Origin of the sequence: Acinetobacter sp. ANC 4862 (assembly GCF_004336635.1) — a bacterium.
GTDB lineage: Bacteria > Pseudomonadota > Gammaproteobacteria > Pseudomonadales > Moraxellaceae > Acinetobacter.
This window is the reverse complement of sequence record NZ_SJXH01000031.1, coordinates 17,840-40,518: the sequence shown is the minus strand read 5'-3', so window position 1 is coordinate 40,518 and position 22,679 is coordinate 17,840. Positions and strand designations below refer to the sequence as shown.

The following is a 22,679-nucleotide window of genomic DNA, read 5'->3' as shown; positions in this document are numbered from 1 at the left end:
AAACTTTAATTGGCTTATTGAAAGAAAAATACCATTTAGTAAGCAGTAAACATCGGGCTATTTCCGGTTTCCTAGCAGGCATATTTTCTTCTCTATGTGCCTATCAACTCTGTCAGAAGAATAAGCCAAAAATTCATGTCGTTAGAAATTTAGCTTATCCGTAACTAGGGTTAATTAAAATATTTATTTTATCGAAATAAATATCGCACTTATTCTCAGCTTCTTATCAATCAAGGGTTGGACTGTATAAAATGCTTAAAAATTAACCATAAAATATAATCAGCGGCGTATTTTAAAAGATAATGTTTTGAATTTAAAATTGTGGATAAATTTATTTTATTTTGAATTTAAAAATATTAAATATAATGTTTAACTGTGGATAAATATGAAGCATCATTTGAAACCAGATAATAAAAATCCGACATAAAAAAAAGCAGCTAAATCGTGATGTTGATCATCACAATATTGAGCTGCTGTTTGTAGCTTACTGTTTTTTAGAATGAATATTGACTTGAATCCAAAGGTTGCCTCGAATAAATTGACCAATTTGGAAGTCTTTATATGCTGCATTCTGGGTTGCAATACGGATCAGGGTTGCTTCCTGATTTTCATCATGAATCAAGGCCACATCATAAAGCGTGTAGTCTTGCTCCATAAAGGACATTGAGGTTTTACCGACAATATTACCCTGAAACCAGGCTTCATCTTCTTGCCCCATATTTTCGCCATAAAGATAAGCCACCATTTTTGAGAAATCGACGGTGACCGGTTCTTTATCATCTTCTGATTTAGGCTCCCAGGCATCAATTTGCTCTTGCAAATTGGCAGGGGCAACGCCGTCATTGGCCGCTAAAATATCATTTAAAGCACGGTGGTGCTTGATTGAAGCAGGGTCATCGACCACCAAGTGTTCATGGTCTGAAACAGCTTCAAGTTCATAAGCCCATGCATTTAACTGAGCCAGATAGGTTTGACCTTTTTCATAGTGTTCATGATTCACGCTATATAGGGTATCAAAGGCATAAACAGTGGTATTTTCACCTAGGTTTAAGCGTAAAACAGCCTGCGTATTGGATTTACAGCTAATAATACGTTCAATTTTGGCCTCAACTTTATACGGGCCTTCGAAACTTGGAAATGCAGTTTTCACCGCTTGTGGCTTGTTATTTTCAACCGCAATCACTTGGTTTATTTGTACCGCTGCTTTCTTTGGTCCTTGAATGAGCCATGTGGTTTCGTCCATGTCACATTCTTCGGCACACAAACCCATTGGCATAACCGGTGCATTCAGCGCTAGACCAAGCCACTTTGGTACATCTGTCGTTGGATTATCTGTGAGTAAATTCCAGTGTTCAACATGGCTGCCAAAGTTTTGATCTTCAATGGTGATAATTTCTGGTCTATTCTGATTTTTCATATTCACAATTGATGTTGGGTTGTATTTGTATATTAAATCGAGGGTTATTTTAAAATTTCAAGTCATCTGGCTAAATTTAATCATCAAATTATGAGAAAAGTGCTCAATACTCAGGCTAAGAGCTGCTTGTATTAGAAATACCTATGTATAAAAACTTATGTATAAAAACCAGGTTCATCGCATTCAAATACCAGGTAGGGAATTGACTTAATAGATTTATCCATCCTCTTGTCATACGAATTTGTTAAACTAGCTCTTAATATTTTCTTGCTATGGATGCTTTGTGCTGCCATTTAAACTTTGGGTCGATGCCGATGCATTACCTAAAATTCTACGTGAAGTCATTATTCGCGCTTCAGATCGTTATCAGTTAGAAGTCACTTTTGTCGCCAATCAAAATGTCGGGATTACTCCTTCAGTTCGAATCAATTCCATTCAGGTGATGAGTGGGGCAGATGCGGCCGATAAAGAAATCATAGATCGCATGAAAGAGCATGATATTGTGATGACACAAGACATTCCGCTTGCGGCTTTGGTAATTGAAAAGGGTGGAATTGCGATCCATCCACGCGGTGAAGTTTATACCACGGCGAATGTAAAAGCCCGTCTGCATTTACGTGATTTTATGGATTCATTACGCGGGGCAGGTGTCAACACTGGTGGGCCACCGCCGATTTCTGAACGTGATAAACGTGAATTCTCCAGTTCACTCGATCAAACCATCCAGAAACAGAAACGTAAAACTGCACAATAAACCGAGTCAATTATGCCCTCTAAAGCCAATATTGTTTCAACCTATGCCTTATTGGTATTTATTTGGGCCACGACACCACTGGCTATTGTGTGGAGTGTCTCTGACCTGCATTTAATGTGGGCATTGGTGTTGCGGTTTTTTATTGCCTTACCCCTCGCAGTGCTGTTATTGGTAATTTTAAAGGTTAAATTTCCCCTTGACCCAACCTCTTGGCATAGCTATTTGGCTGGGTCGTTTAGTTTAATCGGATCGCAGATTTTTACTTATATTGCGACCAGCTATTTAAGCTCAGGCATTATTGCCCTGATGTTTGGTTTGGCACCGATTATGGCGGGTCTGATTGGACGCTTTGGCTTTAAACAGCGTTTAAGTCGTTTACAGTGGCTGGGCATGTTGATTGCAGTTACAGGCTTAGCCATTATTTGTTTTGGCGGTGAAAATCAACATGTCAATCCAATCGGTATTGGCCTCATGTTGCTGAGCGTATTTACTTATGCCTTATCGATTTTTTGGGTCAAGAAAGTGAATGCGAATATTGATCCTGTGGCACAGGCAACCGGTTCTATTTTTGTTTCAACTGTAGCTGCAATCTGTATTATGCCTTTTATCTGGCAATATGCACCCACCCATATTCCTAATGCCAAGTCATTATTGGCACTGCTTTATGCTGTGATAATGGCATCACTGATTGCAATGTTCTGCTATTTCAAATTGGTGCAAAATATTCAAGCGACAACTTTGTCATTAACCACGGTAATGACCCCAATGATTGCTTTATTTATTGGTGCGGTACTGAATAACGAGTCATTGTCGGCAATGGTTTTTGTCGGGGCATTTATTTTATTGTTTGGTTTATTTGTCTATTTTTACCGTGACCTTAAGGCGAGTCGTAAGCTCGCCCATAAGATTAAATCGGGTACTTAAATTTTTAATCTTTAGTCTTGCTTACCGTAATACATTCGCTCAGTTTCACCCGATCTTGTGGATGTAAGGTAATGAAATAGGCGCCAGTACGGAATTTACCATTGTCTTCAGCTCGGCTATAAACCACTTGTGCAGTTGCTGCAATATGAAAGAAATTTTCAGGGTGGCTTAAGGTCACATGAATATAGGTTCCTTCCTGAATTGGATGCTCATTAAAGAAACTGAACCCGGTTTCTGAAAAATTGACATTTTCAGGGATAGGTAACATGGATTGTACAATTGCATCGTACAAAGAACCGGTAATAAGGTTTAATTTTTGATTGAATAAGGATAAGATTCGAGCAATTTGTTGATCTCTTTCAGATAATTGTTCTAATTCGTAGTTTATTGCATGATCAAATTGATCTAATTCTGCGAGTAGTAGAAAATAGCGTGGCAGTACAAAGTTAGGATCGTAAGGGTCATTAAACGCGACATCATCAGAAATAATCTGATAATTAATTCGCAAGGCAGCATCTATACGCGACATAACGCGACGTTCCATGTTGCCGCTTTGATGCTGTAAATTTTCCATAATTATTCCTCGGACTAAATGGTATGTTTAAACCAATCTCGCTGTATATAGGGTTGAGATATACTCGCGCACGGCGTAGTAACCACTTTATTTCTTTTATTGCTCTGGTTTCTATGATCGGCCTCACATTAGGTGTAGCCGTCCTCATTACAGTCTTATCTGTGATGAATGGCTTTGACCGAGAACTGAAAAACCGCGTCTTAGGAATGATACCTCAAGCTACTGTTTCTTCAACACAAATTTTAACAAATTGGCCTGAACTTGCAAAAAAAGTTGAACAACATGAGCATGTTAAAGGCGTAGCACCATTTACCCAGTTACAGGGGATGCTTACAGCGCAAGGACAGGTGGCCGGAATCATGGTCACGGGGATTGAACCTTCATATGAAAAGAAAGTTTCGATCATCCAAGATCACATGATTGCAGGCAGTATTGATAGCCTGAAAAAAGGTGAATTTGGCATTGTTTTAGGTAAACAAATGACCGATTCACTGGGTTTAGGTTTAAATGACAATATTACTTTAGTCCTTCCAGAAGCAACGCCTTCACCGGCCGGTGTAGTGCCGCGTTTCAAGCGTTTTAAAATTGTCGGGATTTTCAGTATTGGGGCAGAGGTAGATTCAATGATGGGTTATATCGCCTTGAATGATGCTTCGACTCTGTTACGCTTGCCCGATGGTGCCCAAGGTGTTCGTTTAAAACTGGATGATATCTTCCTTGCACCTGAAGTTGCGGATGATATTGTTAAAGACTTACCAAGCAATTTCTATGCATCGAACTGGACGTTTACCCATGGTAATTTGTTTAGTGCCATCCAGATGGAAAAAGCCATGGTCAGCTTGCTTTTATTCCTGATTGTTTTAGTGGCTGCATTTAATATCGTGTCATCACTGGTGATGGTGGTCACAGATAAAAAATCCGATATTGCGATCCTGCGTACCTTGGGTGCTTCACCTGCGACCATCACTCGCATTTTTATGGTGCAAGGAACCATCATCGGGGTGATTGGTACGGTTTCTGGTGCCATTCTCGGGATTATTTTTGCTTCAAGTATTAGTGGTGTGATTGGCTGGCTGAATACCACATTTGGTTTGAACCTGTTTGATGCTTATTTCATTAATTATTTACCGTCGTATTTGCGCTGGCAAGATGTGGTCGTGATTGTATGTTTATCATTACTTTTAAGCTTCCTTGCGACTATCTACCCAGCTTTGCGTGCTGCGAAAACTCAACCTGCAGAGGCTTTACGTTATGAGTAATATTGTCCTCGAAGCTAAAAATATCTCGAAAAGTTTTACCGATGGCAAAACTACAGTAGAAGTGATTAAGGACTTGTCTTTGCAAGTCAAAGCAGGTGAGTTTGTCTCGATTGTGGGTTCAAGTGGTTCGGGTAAAAGTACCTTGTTGCATGTGTTGGGGGGGCTGGATTGCCCTACTGCAGGACAAGTCTTTTTAAACGGCAAGCGCTTTGATAATTTGGGTGAAGCTGAGCGTGGTTATTTACGTAATCAGCATTTGGGTTTTGTTTACCAATTCCATCATTTATTGCCTGAATTTACAGCATTGGAAAATGTCGCAATGCCGCTGATGCTGCGTGCAGGAACCAACTATAAGCAGTCGAAAGAGCAAGCAGAATACTTGCTGAATCGCGTCGGATTATCGCACCGTATGACCCATAAACCGGGCGAGTTGTCTGGTGGTGAACGTCAGCGTGTGGCTTTGGCACGTGCTTTGGTGGCGAAACCTGAACTGATGCTGGCCGATGAACCTACGGGGAACTTGGACCGTAAAAATGCAGTGAAAATTTTTGAACTGCTCAGTGAATTACGCAGCGAATTCAATATGGCGATGCTGATAGTGACCCATGATGAACAATTGGCTCAAACCGGTGATTCGATTTTGCATATGCAAGATGGTGTCTGGATTGATGCTTAGACACTGATCGACAAATTAAAAAATTGATTGAAGCTCACTCCGGTGGGCTTTAATATTGCGCAAAATAAAAAAAACTTATAAAAATAATGATTCAATTAATCTGCGTAGGCTGGGTAATCGGTATTGCCAGTATGGGAAAGACTTTCCCGATCTTGCAGGCCTTAATGCTGCCTTGTATTGCTCTTTTCTTCCTGTCTTTGCTTTTAAAGCTCACTATTTTAAAACAAGCTCACTCTTTGTGGTTTAAATTTTTACAGCTCTGTATAGGATTCAGCCTGGGCATTACGCTTGGCTATAGTTATGCCTATCATCAACTCAATGACCGTTTACAGTTTCGAGAGAAGCAGGCTGAACCAGTTGAAGTAGTTGTTCATGTTAAAAACATCAATCAATTGGGCGATCAAACGATACAACAAAAAATACAGGTGTTGAATCGACATGCTGAAGTTGTGCAATGGCAGGCATTTTTAAAACATGAAATAGATGCTCATCATCAACCTGTACTTGAATTGGGTCAATATTATCGTTTGCAGGGGAAACTTCTGCCGGCGCATAGCTATGCAACGCAAGGTGTTTTTGATCAAGAGCAATGGTATGTCCAGCAAAATATTATGTCGGGCTTTAAAGTGATCTCGGTACAAAAGCTGTCTGAGCAAGATATTTCTGCTTTGGGGTATGGTCGATATGTAAGGCAACAGCATTCTTTTTCAAATCAGATCCAACTGTGGATGGAACAACAACGCCTAGCGCTACGAAATTTTATTGATCAGCAGCCTGTAAAGCATAAAGGGCTACTTTTGGCTTTGTTAACAGGAGATAAAAGTTTACTCAAACCCGAAACTGAACAGTTATTTCAGCGCTTTGGCATGAGCCATTTGCTGGCAATATCAGGACCACATGTGCTGATTTTTGCGTTATTAGTATGTTGGAGCTTGCATCAACTGATTTGCCGCTATTGTCCAAAAGCTTATTTAAAGTGGCCAAAGCAATATCTATTGATTTTGCCTTTTTGTATTTGCGTGCTGTTGTATTGTGCTTTTGTGGGGTTTGAAATTCCAGCCTTCAGAACTTTGCTCACGTGCTTATTGATCAGTGGATTTGTACTGTTCCAACAGAAAGTTCAACCTTTAAGTATTTTGCTGTTTAGTGCTTCAATTTTATTGATATTTGACCCGTTTAGTATTTTATCGGCTGCGTTCTGGTTGTCCTATGGTGCATGCTTTGTGTTGTTACGTATTTATCAAACTGTGCAACAGCAAAGTCACGCTGAAGAAATTAAGACCAAGGTTCAGGCGGTTAAAACCCAAGTTAAAATTTTAATCGAATCACAGTGGAAAATCTTTCTGGCCTTATTTCCATTGATGCTGGTTTTCTTTAAACAGGTGGCCTGGATTACGCCATTGAGCAATTTATTCGCCATTCCATGGATTGGTATCGTGATTGTTCCCTTAGATGTGATCGCGGCATTGTGCTATTTCATTTTTGAGCCTTTGGGAAGTCTGATTTTCCAAATCAATGATGAGGGTATTTCAGCTTTGCTTATTTTGATGCAGGGTTTAGAACATCTTTTTTCACCTGCATTACAACCGATGGCGATGAACATTTGGGTGTTGCTGAGTTTATGCCTAGGGTTAATGATTCTGTTTTTACCGCGTGGTGTAGTACCCAAAACCTGGTCAGTATTATGCTTTGTGCCTTTAATAATGATTGATTCGAGTCAAAATGAGTTTGAGTTGACAGTATTGGATGTCGGGCAGGGACAAGCGATTTTTATCCGTGATCAAGAACAGACACTGATGATTGATACGGGTGGAAATTATGATGAAGCTAAATTTAGCGTAGGCAAGCAAATCATTTTGCCCTTTTTATCGGTGAATGGTGTGGGCGAGTTGAACCAACTGATTTTGACCCATCTAGATCAGGATCATAAAGGGGCTTATGAGTCGATTAAACATGCTTTACCCATTAAAAATATATATTCAAATGAACAGGTTGAGGTCACTGATTCCAGCCAGTTTGATTATTGTCGTCAAGGTCAAAAGTGGCATTGGAGCGATCAAGTTGCTCTTACCATTTTGTCACCCAAAGCAGAGCAGTTGGGAAATGCTAAAGATGAAAAAAATGAAATGTCCTGTGTGGTTTATTTACAGGTAAAAAATGCCCAACCTTATCAAAATTTTTTATTGATGGGAGATGCCGGTTGGTCAACTGAATATCAGATTCTACAGGATTATCCTGATTTAAAAGTCGATGTTTTGGTTTTGGGACATCATGGCAGTCGACATAGCTCTGCCTATCATTTTTTAAAGCAATTGAATCCAAAAATGGCGGTGGCGTCAGCAGGCTTTAATAACCGCTATGGGCACCCAAGCGTGGTTGTTGAATCCCGCTTGAAAGAGTTAAAAATTCCGCTCCTTACCACGATAGAACATGGGAGTATTCGTTTTTTCAAACACAAAAGCATCATGGCTATTGAGTTTGAACGTGATTCAAAACAATGGTTAAAGCCCTAAGCTATTTCAGCCTGAGTTGCTTTCGCTCGAACTTCTGCAACCAATTTGAGTGCTTCATCTGTATTTAAATGATAAACATGATCCAGCTCTGGATTGGCTTTAAAGCGCTTATAACTCCAGTGATAATGTTCTGGATAACGGCGAATTAAATTTTCGATGGCTTCGAAAATAACAGCGGTACCATCATTGGCGTTACCTTGGTAAATACGGTCATCGATAGGCTCGATGTGCATATCAAAACCATGATTATCATTACGCAGCGCATATAAAAATAAAGTTTTGGCTTTGGTTTTTTGAATCAGTTTGGCGCTCAAATTACTGGTGGCTAGAGGAATCCCAAAATAAGGAATCATTTCTCCACCCACATTCGGGGTATGGTCTGGCAAAATCACCGTGGTACCACCTTGTTTTAGCGCTTTAAAAATTTGTCTTACCCCGGATTCATCGGTAGGCACCAAATGAGCTTGTTCACGACTTCGGGCTGCACGTACAAACTGATCAGCAGATTCATTTTTGACCGGTTTATACAGAATGGTCATTTGTGTGAATTGAGCCAAGTAGGCATTCATGATTTCCCATGTGCCAAAATGCGGGATAATCAGTACCAAACCTTCAGGTGCTTTGAGTGCATCTTGAAGCAGGTGTTCACCGCTAATGGAATGAATACGTGCAATATTCTTATTGTTATCAGCACCCCAAATGCTAAAAAATTCGAAATATGAAGTCAGCTCATTATGAATTGCCTTTGGAATAATCTGCTCATGTTGTTCAGCCGTTAATTCTGGCAAAGCAATTTGAAGATTAAGGCGAATCGTATCTGAGGTTTTTGACATTTTTAAAAAATTGACGAGCCCAGCTAACATTCGAGCGATAAATCTAGAAATTTGAATCGGTTGCCGGCTTACAAATTTCAGTAAGCGGTATGTACTATCCGTTGGAGTATTGTGGGTCATTGCTTATCGTCAATGTATGTAAAGAGTCAAAAAGTGCAAATATTATAGGCGAAAATAGCTTGTTTAGGCAGATTTCTCTGATGCAGTGTATATAATGAGTTCAATTTAACTCATCCTTGGATTATTTTGTATGTCCGATTGGCCACCAAAACCAGAAAATGAAATTCAGAATACACAACATAATTCACAAAACATCACTGGCAAAGAATGGCATATTTTAGAAAAAGCCGTTTTAGCTTCTGTAGAAGAACAACGCCGTGCCCGCCGTTGGAGCATCTTTTTTAAATTTCTCACTTTCGCTTATATCCTGTTTGTTTTAGTGGTATTGGGGAAAAGTTGCAGTACCTCATCCACCGATCCAACGGCAACGACCAGTTCACATATTGCGGTAGTGGATATTATCGGCACCATTGCTGCAGACAAGCAAAGTGTCAATAGTACTGATACAGTCAAAGCATTAAAGAAAGCCTTTGAAAGTAAACAAAGTAAAGCAGTGGTGTTAAATATTAACTCACCAGGGGGTTCACCGGTTCAGTCGGATGAAATCTGGCAAGAAATCCAATATTTGAAAAAAGCCCATACTGGTAAAAAACTGTATGCAGTGATTGGTGATACGGGTGCTTCAGGTGCATATTACATCGCTTCTGCTGCAGATGAAATTATTGTTAATCCATCCAGCCTAGTCGGGTCTATTGGGGTAATTATGCCGAACTATGGTGTGAATGGCTTGATGAAAAAGTTGGGTGTTGAAGACCGCACCATGACTTCAGGTGAAAACAAAGCATTGCTTTCCATGACTCAGCCGGTTGATGCTGCACAAAAAGCACATGTACAAGGTGTACTTGATAATGTGCATGAACATTTTATCAATGCAGTAAAACAGGGGCGTGGTAAGAAGCTGAAATCTCAAGATCCAGCAATATTCTCTGGTTTATTCTGGACAGGCGATCAAGCAGTGAAATTGGGTATTGCAGATCGTACTGGCAGCTTAAATACGCTGAAGCGCGAATTAAAAGTGGAAAAAGCAGTGAATTACACCATTGAATATAATCCTTTCGATTCAGTACTTGGACGTATCGGAAGCGCTATCGGTCAAGGTTTTGCGACTTCACTTTCACAACAAGTGCAATCTGAACAAACGACCAAATTACAATGAAGCCATTGATCCATTTTGCGCACGCCAATGGCGTGCCATCAAAAGTCTATCAAAAGCTCTTTGATTTGCTGAAAGATGAATACGACATTATTTATGTACCATTGCTTGGACCAGATAAACGCTACCCCATTGATAACCATTGGGAAAGCCTGACCAATCAAGTTATTGATAGTATTGTACGTCAAGCCAAAGGTCGTCCAGTGATTGGACTCGGGCATTCATTGGGTTCTGTACTGACCTTTCAGGCGGCGTTAAAACGTCCTGAACTGTTTGAGCAGGTGATTATGATTGATCCGCCCTTAATTATGGGCAAAGATGCATTTGCTTTGCACGTGGCCAAAACCTTAAAGCTGAAAGCCGTAGATAAGATGTCGCCGGCATCTTTATCCTTACGTCGCAGAGATCATTGGGAAAGTCGTGAACAGGCAGCTGAATTGCTTCGTCCTAAAGGCTTTTATCAACATTTTGATGAAACATGTTTCCAAGCCTATATCGATCATGCTTTAACGGAAGACAAGGTGCGAGGCGGTGTGGAGCTGACCATTTCCAAAATGGATGAGGTAAATATCTTTAGAACCAATCCATCCTTATGGTGGCTGCCGCAGCCGAAACCTCAAGTGCCTGTCCAGCTGGTGATGGCTGAAAAAGGGCCATTTATTGAGCGCGGCTTTCCGCAAATAGCGAAAAAGAAGTTTGGTATTCCTTATACGGTTGTTCCAGGAAGTCATATGTTTCCACTTGAAAAACCGCTCGAAACTGTAGAGTTAATTAAGCAATTGATTCAACAGCAGTCAGCTTAATTTCTGAGGCAGTTGATGAATAGAAAACCAAGCAATAAAAAACGCATCCTAGGATGCGTTTTTTATTGCATAAAATTCGGCTTAAAGCTTACAGAATTGAACCGGTTCCTGCATCGCTTGACCACGATACAATACACCTTGTTCAGTATATTGAACTGTTCCTGTACAGATCCATTCCACCACTTGCGGGTAAATGACATGTTCAAGTACATGAATGCGATTCGCTAAAGAACTTACATCATCATCCAAATTTACTTTTAGTACACCTTGAGCTAATGCCTGACCGGCATCCAGCTCGGCAGTCACATAGTGGACTGTGCAGCCATGCAAAACATCACCCGTATTAAGTACACGTTGATGAGTATGCATGCCTTTGTAATTTGGCAAGAGAGAAGGGTGGATGTTGAGCATTTTCCCTTCCCATGCTTTGACAAACTTGGCACTCAAGATGCGCATAAAGCCTGCAAGAACAACCAAATCAACATCCCAATCTAGCAATTGTCGATGCATCACATCATCAAAAGCTTCGCGGTTCGGATATTGTTTATGTTCAATAACGGCAGTTTGAATTCCTGCTTTTTTAGCACGTTCTAAAGCATAAGCTTCAGGCTTATTGGAAATTACCCCAACAATTTGACCTGACAGATTGGCATCAATCAGGGCTTGCAAGTTACTTCCACTGCCTGAAACGAGGACAGCAATTTTGATCATGTGCAGTTCTTTATGCAAAAATTACGCGAATTTTTTCATCAGCACCGGCAACAGATTCAGCATTGTCTTGGATATGACCCATCGTCCATGCTTTTTCGCCAAGACTTGTGAGCAATTCAACAGTTTTGTCAGCTTCACTCGCATCAACAACAATCACCATGCCTACGCCACAGTTAAATGTACGATACATTTCATGTTGTTCAACACCGCCTTCACGTTGAAGAAGTTTGAACAATTCTGGCCATTCCCAAGATGCTTCATTCACGACAGCTTGAGCACCGTTTGGAAGTACGCGAGGTAAGTTACCAGGTAAACCACCACCTGTGATGTGTGCCATAGCGTGAACATCAACTTGTTTGCAAAGTTCAAGCAATGGTTTTACGTAAATGCGTGTAGGTTCCATTGCCACGTCGGCAAGTGGGCGACCATCCACGATTTGTGTTAAATCAACGTTTTTCACGTCTAAAATTTTACGAAGTAAAGAGTAACCATTTGAATGAGCACCTGAAGAAGCCACACCAATCAATACGTCACCAGCTTTAACTTTGGTACCATCAATAATTTTGCTTTGCTCAACTACACCCACGCAGAAACCTGCAAGGTCGTAATCTTCACCTTCATACATGCCTGGCATTTCAGCAGTTTCACCGCCAACCAATGCACAGCCTGCAAGCTCACAACCTGCACCAATACCAGTCACGACATTTGCAGCGACATCCACATTTAAGTGACCAGTTGCATAGTAGTCGAGGAAGAATAATGGTTCAGCACCACATACAAGAAGATCGTTTACACACATTGCAACCAAGTCCTGACCAATCGTGTCATGACGGTTCAAATTGAGTGCTAAACGTAATTTTGTACCAACACCATCTGTGCCAGATACGAGAACAGGTTCTTCATAACCTTTAGGGATTTTACAAAGAGCGCCGAAGCCGCCTAATCCGCCCATGACTTCAGGACGTGAGGTACGCTTAGCGACAGATTTGATTCGATCGACAAGTGCGTCGCCCGCTTCAATGTCGACACCCGCATCTTTATAGCTTAAACCAGTGTTTGGGGAAGTTGAGTTGCTCATAATGAAGTCTCCGCATTCGCGCCGCGATTATACCCGAATATACGAAACTCTTATGTTATTTATGCGCTAAAATGCTATCTTTATTCAAATATTTTACTTTCTATAACGAATAAACCGAAAAAAGGCGAATTTGCATGGTGGATCGTACCTTACGTCGCATTTTTATACTCTCAGGAATTGCATTAATCCTTTGGGTTTTGTATCTGCTTAAACCAGTGGTATTACCTTTTATAGCCGCATTTTTGGTGGCTTATTTATTTAGCCCGTTGGTGGATAAACTTCATAAGATCGGTTTGCCACGTTGGTTGTCCATTAGTATTGTCTTTGTTGGCATTGGCGTGGTTCTTACCTTGGCCATGTGGTATTTGGTACCCCTCGTTTGGCAGCAGTTGATGTATGCGCGGGACAGTATTCCAGCAGGAATTCATTGGTTAAATTACACCTTTTTACCTTGGGTATCGCAAACTTTTAGTGTTGATCCGATGGAAATCGATACGCAGCAAATGTCGACTGTGGTCATGGAATATATTCAGACCAATTATAGTGCTGATAGTATTCAGGCAATGTTGTTAAAAGTCGCTCAATCGGGTCTGAATTTCATACAAATTGGCGGAACAGTGGTTCTGATTCCAATTATTGCATTCTATTTCCTGTTAGATTGGGATCGTATGCTCGAGAGTTTCCGCCGTTTAATTCCTCGTCCTTATGAGAAAAGTACTTTACACATTGTAGGTGAATGCCACAGCGTATTAGGTGCCTTTGTTAAAGGTCAGTTTTTGGTGATGTTCCTGCTCGGTACGGTATACGCAGTCGGTTTGCAAGTCATTGGTCTTGAAGTAGGACTGATTATTGGAATGGTTGCGGGACTGGCGAGTATTATTCCTTATCTAGGATTTGCTGTTGGGATTATAGCTGCTGTCATTGCAACACTATTCCAGTTTGGTATTGATTGGATGCAACTGGTCTTGGTAGGCGTTGTCTTCATGATTGGCCAGGCCATTGAAGGTTATGTTCTGCAACCTTTCTTACTCGGTGATAAAATTGGTTTATCTCCTGTGGCAGTGGTCTTTGCAGTATTGGCAGGTGCGCAGCTTGCTGGTTTCTTGGGAATGTTGATTGCTTTACCGGTTGCAGCGATTATTGTCGTACTGTTACGCCATGCACGCGACTGCTATGAGAAGAGCCGTATATATGGGCACTCTTCCGTGATAATACAGGATACTGGAGCAGGATCAATTTCGATTGAAACGGATCAGCTAGATGTCGATATTGAATTGAAAAATCAAGAATCAAAAGGTCTGCAAGATGCTGAAAAATCGAGTAAGATTGAAGTGATAGACAATAAAGAACCTTGAGGTCAAAACACATATATGCGTCAACTGCAACTAGATATAGAACCTCAACTGGATGCCCGAATTAGTGATTTTTCGGGTCCGAGTTGGGGGCATGTTATTGATGCAGTTCGACAGCTTCACGCCGGTTTAATAAACCGTTTTTATGTGTATGGTGGTGCGGGTTCAGGTAAGAGCCACTTGCTTTCTGCCATTTGCGATTCTTATTTAGAGGTAGGTAAGTCTGCCATTCAAGTCTCATTACTGGAATTGCTTGATGCGCCAACTGAAGCAATTACTTCATTAGATCAATATGACCTTGTGGCATTGGATGATATTGAAGCCATTAGTGGTGTTCCGCATTGGCAAAAAGCAGTATTCCATTTAATTAATTATAATAATGAAGGTGGAGGGCAGTTAGTTTTCTCTTCTCGTGTTGCGCCCATTGAATTGAAACTTGAACTTCCGGATTTGCAGTCACGTTTGACTCAAGCGGTGAGCGTTAAAGTACCGACAGGGAGTTTATATGCAGATCGCTATGCGCTAGTAACATCAGTCCTAACACGTCGCGGAATTCACATTGATCAACAAATTATCGATTATTTGTTGCTGCATGGACCTCATCAAACCTCTATTTTACTACAAACTTTAGAACAATTAATTCAGCTGTTAAAAGGTGAAAAAACAAAAATCAGTCATGCCAATTTAAGACAAATTTATGCCTTAATTGATGAATATCGGTAAATAATAAAAAATCTTGAGTAATTACTCTAGCTGTGACAAAGTACAGCAAAATAATTCGATGTTGCAGGGAATGTGCAACTTAAGAATAAAAAAGATAAAAGAATATAAGGAGAAAGATATGCTCAAACGGGGCATAGGCATAGGGATGCTGTGTCTAGCAGGACATGCTTATAGTGCAGAAATAACCGTCACCATTACAGATGATATCACCAAAGATGATAGTGAATGTTCATTGCGTGAAGCCATTGAATATGTCAATAAAGGCATGCCTGAAGCAGGCTACATGGGTTGTGGCGGTAAAAATGCTTTGTCGACAATTCTATTAGACAAACAAAAAACTTATACCCTTAACGCTAAAGTTGATGTGAAAGCAAGTCTGGCCTTAAAAACTTATTATGACACCACAGTGACTGAAGAAGCAATTGCGGGCTTGAATAATGCTGTCATTAAAATGGCAGGCAAAGATCAAATTTTTAATATTGACCATGATCCGAAAGATTTAGCTTTGATCACCATCAAAGAAGTGAGCTTTGAAGGTTGTAACAAAAGTATTTGTGCCGACAAAGGCGGGATTTTCTATAACAATGAACGTTTGGTCTTGCAATATGTCAAACTCTCTGGCGGTAATGCACGTTTAGGGGGGGCAATTTATAATGTCGGTGAGAGTAGTGCAACACAAAACTACATTAGCCAAGTCGCGATTAGCGACAGTATTTTGGAAAATAATACAGCCGTCACTGGTGCTGTTTTGTATGGTCAACGACCGGCATTTGCACTGAGCAGTGTTGTCTTTAAAAATAACAATACCACTTCAGATGCTGCTAATATTTTTAGTGAAAAACCGATTGCTGATGTTACTCTGCTAAACGATAAAAATATAAATAAACTCAGCAATAGTACATTTTTAAATAACAGTGGTTATATCATTAATATTCGTGACGGTATTGCTGTAAATAATGTGACGATTGTAGGTAATCAGGCAGGTGTACAATTCGATTCACAAGAAGGCTACGGTTATCTTGCCAACAGTATTGTCGTGGGAAATGGTAGCGGCACGAATTGCCAATTTAACGCAGATGATAAGACGTTAATACAAAACAATTTAGTGGGGAATGAGTGTAAGAGTGGCGATGCCAAATATCCAAATGAATTTTGGGGTGGTAGCAAACTTTTTGCCGGCAATAGTAGTGAAGGTAGTTGTAAATCGTTAATTGAAGATCCAGATGCTTTACTGTGTCCATACAGCACACCGAAAAATACCTTCTTGGGCTATATTCGCCCGCGTATTTTATTCAGTGCTCAAAATATGTTTGATACTTTGATCTTGAATAAAGGTCGTCTGGATTTGTCATTAGACAGCACACAGTTGATGTGTGAAACCATGGATCAACGTAATAAAAATCGAACAACGGATAATAGCTGGTGTGACCGCGGAGCAATAGAAATTGTTGTACCGAGCTCTAAACAGCGTATTGGACAAGATTTAAAAGTAGGCGAAGTTGCTAAGCTGAACATTTTAGAATATTTGGGTGACAGTGACTTATACCCAAAAGAAAAATGTGAAAGCCTGCTAAATATGAAGAACCCAGCAGGCGGCGAATGGCAAGATGGTTGTGCCTACATCGATCAAACTTTAACAAAGTCAAAAGGAACTCTGACTTTAGATATCGATGGTAATTTGGTTTATACCCCAAATGGCAATTGGCATGGTGCAGATATTTTTAACCTTCAAATTGTTACGTCATCGACACATTTCAATGAAAACAAAAAATATATAGTGCTTGAAGCCTATATGGTGCAAGAACCGAACAATGAATTTGAAGATAAATCTGTAAAAACCTCGGGTGGGGCGTTCGGATTCTTCAGCTTATTTGCTGTATTGGGACTGGTGGGTATACGCCGCTTTAAAAAATAAGAAATAAGAAATAAAAAATAAAAAAAGGGAAAAGTGATGCACACTTATAAAAAAGGATTGCTCTGTGTCATGGTTTTATCTGCAATGTCATTGATGGCAGCTGAAGATGGAACCATTTATGTCACAACATTTGCAGATGAAAATGGTGAAAATGCCAATGCCTGTTCATTGCGTGAAGCGATTATCACGGCAAAGAAAAATGCAGCTTATGGAGGGTGTACACCAGGCAATACGGTGTTTGGTCAAACTGACTATATTCAACTTGAAGCCGGTAGATATAAATTGGATTCAGAATTAGCACCTGAATCGAGGGTAATTATTAACGGCGCATCGCGTGAGAATTTTAAAGAAAAGAATAAATTGACCCAGACCTATCCAGCACTGGAAGGTATTAAAACCATGATTAGTGGTGAAGGGCGTACACGGATTTTTAACACCAGTAAAACTGAAATTAGCTTTACCCTCAATAATATTCAGCTTGAAAATGGCTATGCTGGTACTCAGGCTGGGCAAAATGGTCGTGGTGGTGCAGTACTGATTGGCGGAGATTTAATCTTTAAGAATGGTGCGATTGTCAATTCTAAAGCAGAGGTTGCAGGTGGTGCAATTTATAATGTTGCATTGAATAGTGAAAAGAAAATATCCATTAATGGCAGTTTAATTCAAGGCAACACTTCAGCAAAAGGCAGTGTGATCGCGATGGACTGCTACGGCAATTTGGACGATACCAAACCAGTCGTTTATTTTGAGCGCAACAGTATTATCAACAATGGTTCAAGCAGTAGTTTAAGTGCTTTTGATTTCTGTGGTTCAGCAAAAGTTGATTTAATTACCAATACCATTGCGCAAAATAAAGCCAGCACCAGCAATGGTAGTATTTTACGTATGGTCACAGAGGGCTTAAATCGCTTAAGTCCTTTTTCAACGTTTAAAATCAACAGTAATACCATTGTTGAAAATGAAGCGCACAGTACTTTGCTCTATGATGAGAATGGCAGCAAATATGTCGATTTTAACGTTTTGGCTTTTAATCAAGGTGGTAAATCGTGTCGCTACTATTCTGATACAGGCGTGCCAAAAGAAAATATCGTATTTATTTTGGCAAAAAATGCTTTAAATTTAGGCACTGGCTTAGATCAGTGTATGCTACCTAAAAGTAGTTTAGATGCCACAACGATAAACTCGAAAAATATTGATGTATCGACCACAAGTTTCTCGACTCTACTTTCTGAGCTGATCCCTGCATCCCCATATAACACGTTCTTGCCGCTGTATTATCCACGCAATAATCAAACAGCGACGGATTTAGTCGATGTGAACAGTAGTGGTTGTAGTGATTATGATCAACGACTTCTAGAACGTGCTGATGATACAGTTTTACAATTAAATCCCGATCTACAAAGTAGTTGTGATATTGGTTCTGTTGAGCAAATGAACCTAGCGGCTGTTGATATCTCTGATCTTAAAAATTCATCTTTGGTGACTTTGCTAGACTATTATCAGAAAAATATTGATGAGCTGAGAGAACTAATTACTGAAAGTACTGAAAAAAAAGAAGATGTTGAAGATTTTAAGGAAGAGTTAGCGAACTTCGAAAACCTGCTTAAATACACCAAGCAATACCAAAAATATCGTGCGATTTATTTTAATCCGTTTGAGCTTGCGATTGCAGGCGAAGAGCGTGTTCCAGACAGTAAAAATGAAGAATATCGAATTAAAGTATTGGATACCAAGCATTACGATATTATTGCAGAGCCTTTTGGGATTGGCGTACTGACCGTTAAAGATGGTCAGCCGGTACTAAATGGTTCAATGGATGACTTGAAGTGTGAGTGGAAAGCTGATCTGAAACGTATCATGATCTATCGTAGCAGTGGTGCACTTTTAGAAAATGGTGATAATGCATATTGTAAATACACGATTAAAGAAAAAGCTGGCACAGCACAAGAGTCATCAGGCATTTTAAAAGTCAGCTTTACCAATATTGCACCTATTGCTACAAATGATAATTATGTTCTAGATGCAAGTCAGTATCTAACCGTGAGTGTAAACCCACTAGAAAATGACAGTGATGATGGGGATGGTCCGATTTCGACTGTGACGAAACCGAAAGCTATTTATCATCAAAATGATGTAGGACAAGATATTCCAATCCGTTTTCCTGAATTACCTGCGGGTTTAATTATGAAAGCTGAGTATGAAGGTCCTTGTCCTGAAGCATATATTCGTGAGACCTGTTATGGTGGTAAAATTCAATTTACCGTAAAAAATGCTTATAGCCAGTTTGATTACCCAATTCGGTATGCAATTTTTGACTCAGATGGTGGAATTTCAAACGAAGCAACATTGTCATTGAAAAATACAGCAAAAAACACCAACTCAAGTAGTAGTGGTGGTGGATCATTCGGTATTTATGGTCTATTGGGACTTATTGGATTAGGTCTGTACCGACGTAAAATGAAATAAAACTAAAAAAGCCTCGAAAGAGGCTTTTTTAGTGGGTACTGTTGAGTATTTTGAGCATTAATGATGAGTAATATTGGGCTGTTGTGAGTATTTAGTGATGTATTCATCACGAATAGCGGGTCTTTCCTCAGCTGTCGCTTTTTGCATACGGCTGCCTAAATCTTTACGCTCTTGGCTACTCATTTTTTGCCAGGTTTCTCGCATTTTTTGCTTTTCTTGCTCGGGTAATTGGGTAAACCAATCCATACGCTGATGCAAAGCTGTACCTTGTGCTTCAGGTAATTCCTTTAGCGATTGATAACGCTGAATAAGTGCGCGTTGTTCAGCATCTGACAGAGTTTCCCACGTTTCTTCCAATTGAGTATCTGCATCTTTAGAAAAAATCCAAAAACGTTCAAAACCAGCGAAACTGGTTTGTAGAAATCCGAGTGCACAAAAAGCAAATGCTAATCTTTTAGCTGCCATGTGGAACTTTGTCCTCGCCTAAAACCATTAACATCTCCAAATCTTCAACCATTTGGGGTGATAATTTTGGAGTAACTACAACTTGATTTTGAGGCTTGTCAGCCATTTCAATAGAATTTGGGAAGACCACGAAACCTGCAATTGCCGCAGCCAGTGCAAATCCTGACATTTTCCAAAGTCCGTAACGGGAAGTGTCCCGGTCTTGAATTTCTTCAATAACATGATTCATCACAACAGGTTTGTCTTTATGATGTTGTGCGAGTCCATCGAGTTTGGAAGTAACTTGTTTTAAGAAATCATCTTGTTTCATTCGGATGACCCTCCAGAATATGGATTCAAATGTGCCAACGAGTTCCTAAGACCTTGAATAGCACGGTGATAATGCGTTTTTACACTACCTTCACTGCATTCCATAATTTGCGCAGTGGTGTGTGTATCAAAACCTTCCCAAGCACGTAGCATAAAAGCTTGTTGCTGCCGAACGGGAAGCTTGGAAATGGCTTCCTGTATTTCTTCGGCAGTCACAGCTTGATCAAGAAAATCGAATGGACTGGGGGTACTTTCATCGACAATATCATTCAGTTCAATATCGTCGTCATCTAGGCTAACCTTTTTAAAAAATGAAAAAGGTTGCGCTCGACGGGCTTCTTTTCTACGCCAGTCTTGTAGTTTATGGTTCAAAATGGTGTAAAACAGGGGGTACCATTCATCAGTCGGCTTTTCGGCATATGTTTTATGCAAGGAAATAAATGCTTCTTGCACTAAATCCATCGCAATGCCTTGTTGACCTTGAGTAGCACTTTCCATCATGACTAAGGCACGTCCAGTGACATCCTGCATGAAAATTTTCAGGCGTTGTTCAGCCGTACTCTTCAGAGTACTCAAATTTTCCGCATGAGACTGTTTTGGTGCTGAATCCATAGAGATGGAAAATCCTGTCATTGGATACCCACCATTATTTCCATTTTCATGTATATATAACGTTGGAAATAATGGTTTGGTTGACAAAAAAACTTATTATTTTTCTAGTGTAATCTATTTTTAAACATCAACGCGTGACGGTTAAAATAAAGTAACGAAAGAGAAAGGATTATAAACGCTGACGAACCATCTCAAAGAAACAGACCGAACCTGCAATTGCAACATTCAAGGATTCTTGTCCGCCAGGCTGCGGAATAGAAACTGCTTGTGCATGAGCAAGGGCATAGTCAGAAACCCCTTGACCTTCGTTACCTAGGATCCATACACAAGCTTTCTTTAAATCTTTCGAATATAAACTTTCTGATTCGTGTGAACTGGTGACATACACAGGAATTTTAAATTTATCTAAAAGATCTTCAAGGGCAATATTTTCATAGGTATGCAATGAAAAATGTGCACCCATGCCTGCGCGTAATACCCGTGGCGACCACAGTGATGCTGAACCTTTGGTACATACAATTTGTTTAATACCGGCTGCAGCCGCAGAACGAATTAAAGTGCCGACATTGCCTGGATCCTGGATATTTTCCAAAATTAAGGTGTCTGCCGTGAAGTCTAAGGCGTTGCTTGAACTTGGTAAATCAACAATTGCCAGGCAAGCGAGTGTAGTGCCTAATGTGCTTAAATCTTTATATAAAGATTCACTAATCACAAATACCGCACCTTGGTATTTTTCTGCAATAAGATCGAAATCTGGGTGAGCTAAGGCATGTTCAGTGGTGAAAATAGACTTAATTTTTCGATCTTCTGCCAACCATGAAAGGCATAAATGCGTACCTTCAAGAACAGTTTGACCTTGTTTTTTACGATACGAGTTTTGGTCGATTAAGCCACGTAAGTGCTTAATTTTAGGATTATCTTTAGATTCTAGAAAAATAGTAGGCATGGGAGAATAAATCCACGGAAGTAAGCAGTAAGCACTTACTTCCGCTATAAAAAATTAATTATGGTAGTGAGTAACTAAGTCAACTTCGTTTTTAGAACCAATGACAACAGGAACACGTTGATGTAGTTCTGTCGGTTGAATATCAAGAATACGAACGCGACCTGTAGTAGATGCACCACCAGCTTGTTCCATCAACATACTCATTGGATTTGCTTCATACATTAAACGAAGACGACCAGCTTTTTGTGGATCTTTGGTGTCGTATGGATATAAGAAAATACCGCTGCGGCAAAGGATACGATGAATATCACCCACCATACAAGCAACCCAACGCATGTTGAAGTCTTTGCCACGAACAGAAGTTTTACCATCCTGAAGTTCACCAATGTAGCGTTTTACTGGTTCTTCCCAATGACGTTGATTTGATGCGTTGATAGCATATTCTTTGGTATCAGCAGCCACTTGAATATCTTTAGAAGTTAAAAGGAATTCTTGAGTTTCTGGGTCGAAAGTAAAGAATACAACACCCGCACCAACGGTAAGCGCCATCATGGTCGATGGACCATACAATACATAACCCGCAGCTACCTGGTTTGTACCTGCCTGCATGAAGTCCTCAGCTTTGGTCACTGCATTTTTAGCAGGCAAAATTGAGAAAATTGTGCCGACACACATATTGATGTCAATGTTGCTTGAACCATCAAGTGGGTCGAACAATACCAGAAATTCACCATTTTCTTGTGCAGGGGTAAATTCATCGAGTTCTTCTGAAGCCAAACCACCCACATGAGGATGAACTTTTAAAGCATCGATCAGATAATCATTGGAAATGACATCCAGTTTCTTTTGTTCTTCGCCTTGTACGTTTTCGTGTTGCGCACTACCCAATACACCCGCCAAAGCTCCTTTTTGTAATAACTGATCAATGTCTTTGCATGTATTACCAATTGTTTCAATAACTTGAGCAAGTTCAGGTGTTAAATTCCCTGTTTTTTGTTCTAGAAATTGGGAAAGGGTGAGGTATGACATGACAGGAAAACTCCAATTAGAAAATGATAAAAAATTATCAAAAGAAT

21 protein-coding genes and 1 pseudogene are annotated in these 22,679 nt (G+C 40.1%); 12 read left to right on the top strand and 10 right to left on the bottom strand.

Features of this window, described 5'->3' with window-relative positions:
• A pseudogene (locus E0409_RS12685) lies at window positions 1-164 on the top strand (IS982 family transposase); the annotation flags it as partial.
• Window positions 165-484: 320 nt separating this feature from the next.
• Here E0409_RS12685 and E0409_RS12680 read toward each other — a convergent pair.
• On the bottom strand, window positions 485-1,417 hold the full coding sequence (locus tag E0409_RS12680) for a hypothetical protein (protein WP_131291414.1): 933 nt from the start codon (window positions 1,415-1,417) through the stop codon (window positions 485-487).
• Window positions 1,418-1,700: 283 nt separating this feature from the next.
• On the opposite strand from E0409_RS12680, the gene E0409_RS12675 reads away from it, so the two are divergent.
• Window positions 1,701-2,171, top strand: coding sequence for a YaiI/YqxD family protein (locus E0409_RS12675; RefSeq protein ID WP_067863637.1), 471 nt, complete (start codon window positions 1,701-1,703; stop codon window positions 2,169-2,171).
• 12 nt (window positions 2,172-2,183) lie between these two features.
• Window positions 2,184-3,095, top strand: coding sequence for a DMT family transporter (locus E0409_RS12670; protein WP_131291412.1), 912 nt, complete (start codon window positions 2,184-2,186; stop codon window positions 3,093-3,095).
• Window positions 3,096-3,099: 4 nt separating this feature from the next.
• Here E0409_RS12670 and E0409_RS12665 read toward each other — a convergent pair whose 3' ends face one another.
• The gene (locus tag E0409_RS12665; protein ID WP_131291410.1) at window positions 3,100-3,669 is read right to left on the bottom strand and encodes a PilZ domain-containing protein; all 570 of its coding nucleotides are present in this window, start codon (window positions 3,667-3,669) and stop codon (window positions 3,100-3,102) included.
• 23 nt (window positions 3,670-3,692) lie between these two features.
• Here E0409_RS12665 and E0409_RS12660 point away from each other — a divergent pair, with 23 nt between their 5' ends.
• The 3 genes from E0409_RS12660 to E0409_RS12650 all read left to right on the top strand — a co-directional run bounded on the left by E0409_RS12660 (window position 3,693) and on the right by E0409_RS12650 (window position 8,117).
• Window positions 3,693-4,928 (top strand): lipoprotein-releasing ABC transporter permease subunit, encoded by a 1,236-nt coding sequence (locus E0409_RS12660; RefSeq protein ID WP_131291407.1) that lies wholly within the window; start codon window positions 3,693-3,695, stop codon window positions 4,926-4,928.
• Entirely contained in the window at window positions 4,921-5,604 is a 684-nt protein-coding gene (lolD, locus tag E0409_RS12655; protein ID WP_131291405.1) for a lipoprotein-releasing ABC transporter ATP-binding protein LolD, read from the top strand. The genes E0409_RS12660 and lolD overlap by 8 nt, the downstream gene beginning before the upstream one ends.
• A gap of 86 nt (window positions 5,605-5,690) precedes the next feature.
• A complete protein-coding gene (locus E0409_RS12650) occupies window positions 5,691-8,117 on the top strand; it encodes a DNA internalization-related competence protein ComEC/Rec2 (RefSeq protein WP_131291403.1) in 2,427 nt (808 codons plus the stop codon).
• Here E0409_RS12650 and E0409_RS12645 read toward each other — a convergent pair.
• Entirely contained in the window at window positions 8,114-9,070 is a 957-nt protein-coding gene (locus tag E0409_RS12645) for a lysophospholipid acyltransferase family protein (protein WP_131291401.1), read from the bottom strand. The two genes, E0409_RS12650 and E0409_RS12645, sit on opposite strands and share 4 nt — an antisense overlap.
• Window positions 9,071-9,200: 130 nt before the next feature.
• Between E0409_RS12645 and sppA the strand changes: the two genes are divergently transcribed.
• Window positions 9,201-10,226, top strand: coding sequence for a signal peptide peptidase SppA (gene sppA, locus E0409_RS12640; protein ID WP_131291399.1), 1,026 nt, complete (start codon window positions 9,201-9,203; stop codon window positions 10,224-10,226).
• Complete coding sequence (locus tag E0409_RS12635) at window positions 10,223-11,026, top strand: alpha/beta fold hydrolase (protein WP_131291396.1); 804 nt, start codon at window positions 10,223-10,225, stop codon at window positions 11,024-11,026. Before sppA ends, E0409_RS12635 begins: the two co-directional genes overlap by 4 nt.
• Window positions 11,027-11,107: 81 nt before the next feature.
• On the opposite strand, the gene purN is transcribed toward E0409_RS12635, so the two are convergent.
• Both purN and purM read right to left on the bottom strand, forming a co-directional pair.
• A complete protein-coding gene (purN, locus tag E0409_RS12630) occupies window positions 11,108-11,737 on the bottom strand; it encodes a phosphoribosylglycinamide formyltransferase (RefSeq protein WP_131291394.1) in 630 nt (209 codons plus the stop codon).
• Window positions 11,738-11,747: 10 nt separating this feature from the next.
• Window positions 11,748-12,815: a phosphoribosylformylglycinamidine cyclo-ligase gene (purM, locus tag E0409_RS12625; protein ID WP_131291392.1), complete on the bottom strand. Its 1,068-nt coding sequence runs from the start codon at window positions 12,813-12,815 to the stop codon at window positions 11,748-11,750.
• A 134-nt stretch (window positions 12,816-12,949) separates the two neighbouring features.
• Here purM and cxpE point away from each other — a divergent pair, with 134 nt between their 5' ends.
• From cxpE to E0409_RS12605, 4 genes are all read left to right on the top strand, one after another.
• A complete protein-coding gene (gene cxpE / locus E0409_RS12620; protein WP_131291390.1) occupies window positions 12,950-14,170 on the top strand; it encodes a chloramphenicol efflux transporter CxpE in 1,221 nt (406 codons plus the stop codon).
• 15 nt (window positions 14,171-14,185) lie between these two features.
• Entirely contained in the window at window positions 14,186-14,890 is a 705-nt protein-coding gene (hda, locus tag E0409_RS12615; protein WP_131268040.1) for a DnaA regulatory inactivator Hda, read from the top strand.
• Between the two features lie 118 nt (window positions 14,891-15,008).
• Window positions 15,009-16,805, top strand: coding sequence for a rhombotarget A (gene rbtA, locus E0409_RS12610; RefSeq protein WP_131291388.1), 1,797 nt, complete (start codon window positions 15,009-15,011; stop codon window positions 16,803-16,805).
• Window positions 16,806-16,841: 36 nt separating this feature from the next.
• Window positions 16,842-19,271, top strand: coding sequence for a CSLREA domain-containing protein (locus E0409_RS12605; protein WP_131291386.1), 2,430 nt, complete (start codon window positions 16,842-16,844; stop codon window positions 19,269-19,271).
• A gap of 57 nt (window positions 19,272-19,328) precedes the next feature.
• Here the strand turns inward: E0409_RS12605 and E0409_RS12600 are convergent, their stop codons facing one another.
• The 5 genes from E0409_RS12600 to E0409_RS12580 form a co-directional block, all read right to left on the bottom strand.
• Window positions 19,329-19,736, bottom strand: coding sequence for a DUF3106 domain-containing protein (locus E0409_RS12600; RefSeq protein ID WP_131291383.1), 408 nt, complete (start codon window positions 19,734-19,736; stop codon window positions 19,329-19,331).
• The gene (locus tag E0409_RS12595) at window positions 19,726-20,046 is read right to left on the bottom strand and encodes a hypothetical protein (protein WP_131291381.1); all 321 of its coding nucleotides are present in this window, start codon (window positions 20,044-20,046) and stop codon (window positions 19,726-19,728) included. The genes E0409_RS12600 and E0409_RS12595 overlap by 11 nt, the downstream gene beginning before the upstream one ends.
• Entirely contained in the window at window positions 20,043-20,657 is a 615-nt protein-coding gene (locus tag E0409_RS12590) for an RNA polymerase sigma factor (RefSeq protein ID WP_131291416.1), read from the bottom strand. The genes E0409_RS12595 and E0409_RS12590 overlap by 4 nt, the downstream gene beginning before the upstream one ends.
• A gap of 169 nt (window positions 20,658-20,826) precedes the next feature.
• Window positions 20,827-21,603 carry a TrmH family RNA methyltransferase gene (locus E0409_RS12585; RefSeq protein WP_131291379.1) on the bottom strand — a complete coding sequence of 259 codons (777 nt, stop codon included), beginning with the start codon at window positions 21,601-21,603 and terminating at the stop codon, window positions 20,827-20,829.
• 54 nt (window positions 21,604-21,657) lie between these two features.
• Window positions 21,658-22,632, bottom strand: coding sequence for a class 1 fructose-bisphosphatase (locus E0409_RS12580; protein ID WP_131291377.1), 975 nt, complete (start codon window positions 22,630-22,632; stop codon window positions 21,658-21,660).
• Window positions 22,633-22,679: the final 47 nt, after the last annotated feature.

Bases quoted from the DNA above. Each gene is read 5' to 3' on its own strand.
- E0409_RS12680 (WP_131291414.1), bottom strand. From the start codon at position 1,417: ATGAAAAATCAGAATAGACCAGAAATTATCACCATTGAAGATCAAAAC.
- E0409_RS12670 (WP_131291412.1), top strand. From the start codon at position 2,184: ATGCCCTCTAAAGCCAATATTGTTTCAACCTATGCCTTATTGGTATTT.
- E0409_RS12665 (WP_131291410.1), bottom strand. From the start codon at position 3,669: ATGGAAAATTTACAGCATCAAAGCGGCAACATGGAACGTCGCGTTATG.
- E0409_RS12660 (WP_131291407.1), top strand. From the start codon at position 3,693: ATGTTTAAACCAATCTCGCTGTATATAGGGTTGAGATATACTCGCGCA.
- lolD (WP_131291405.1), top strand. From the start codon at position 4,921: ATGAGTAATATTGTCCTCGAAGCTAAAAATATCTCGAAAAGTTTTACC.
- E0409_RS12650 (WP_131291403.1), top strand. From the start codon at position 5,691: ATGATTCAATTAATCTGCGTAGGCTGGGTAATCGGTATTGCCAGTATG.
- E0409_RS12645 (WP_131291401.1), bottom strand. From the start codon at position 9,070: ATGACCCACAATACTCCAACGGATAGTACATACCGCTTACTGAAATTT.
- sppA (WP_131291399.1), top strand. From the start codon at position 9,201: ATGTCCGATTGGCCACCAAAACCAGAAAATGAAATTCAGAATACACAA.
- E0409_RS12635 (WP_131291396.1), top strand. From the start codon at position 10,223: ATGAAGCCATTGATCCATTTTGCGCACGCCAATGGCGTGCCATCAAAA.
- purN (WP_131291394.1), bottom strand. From the start codon at position 11,737: ATGATCAAAATTGCTGTCCTCGTTTCAGGCAGTGGAAGTAACTTGCAA.
- purM (WP_131291392.1), bottom strand. From the start codon at position 12,815: ATGAGCAACTCAACTTCCCCAAACACTGGTTTAAGCTATAAAGATGCG.
- cxpE (WP_131291390.1), top strand. From the start codon at position 12,950: ATGGTGGATCGTACCTTACGTCGCATTTTTATACTCTCAGGAATTGCA.
- hda (WP_131268040.1), top strand. From the start codon at position 14,186: ATGCGTCAACTGCAACTAGATATAGAACCTCAACTGGATGCCCGAATT.
- rbtA (WP_131291388.1), top strand. From the start codon at position 15,009: ATGCTCAAACGGGGCATAGGCATAGGGATGCTGTGTCTAGCAGGACAT.
- E0409_RS12605 (WP_131291386.1), top strand. From the start codon at position 16,842: ATGCACACTTATAAAAAAGGATTGCTCTGTGTCATGGTTTTATCTGCA.
- E0409_RS12600 (WP_131291383.1), bottom strand. From the start codon at position 19,736: ATGGCAGCTAAAAGATTAGCATTTGCTTTTTGTGCACTCGGATTTCTA.
- E0409_RS12595 (WP_131291381.1), bottom strand. From the start codon at position 20,046: ATGAAACAAGATGATTTCTTAAAACAAGTTACTTCCAAACTCGATGGA.
- E0409_RS12590 (WP_131291416.1), bottom strand. From the start codon at position 20,657: ATGGATTCAGCACCAAAACAGTCTCATGCGGAAAATTTGAGTACTCTG.
- E0409_RS12585 (WP_131291379.1), bottom strand. From the start codon at position 21,603: ATGCCTACTATTTTTCTAGAATCTAAAGATAATCCTAAAATTAAGCAC.
- E0409_RS12580 (WP_131291377.1), bottom strand. From the start codon at position 22,632: ATGTCATACCTCACCCTTTCCCAATTTCTAGAACAAAAAACAGGGAAT.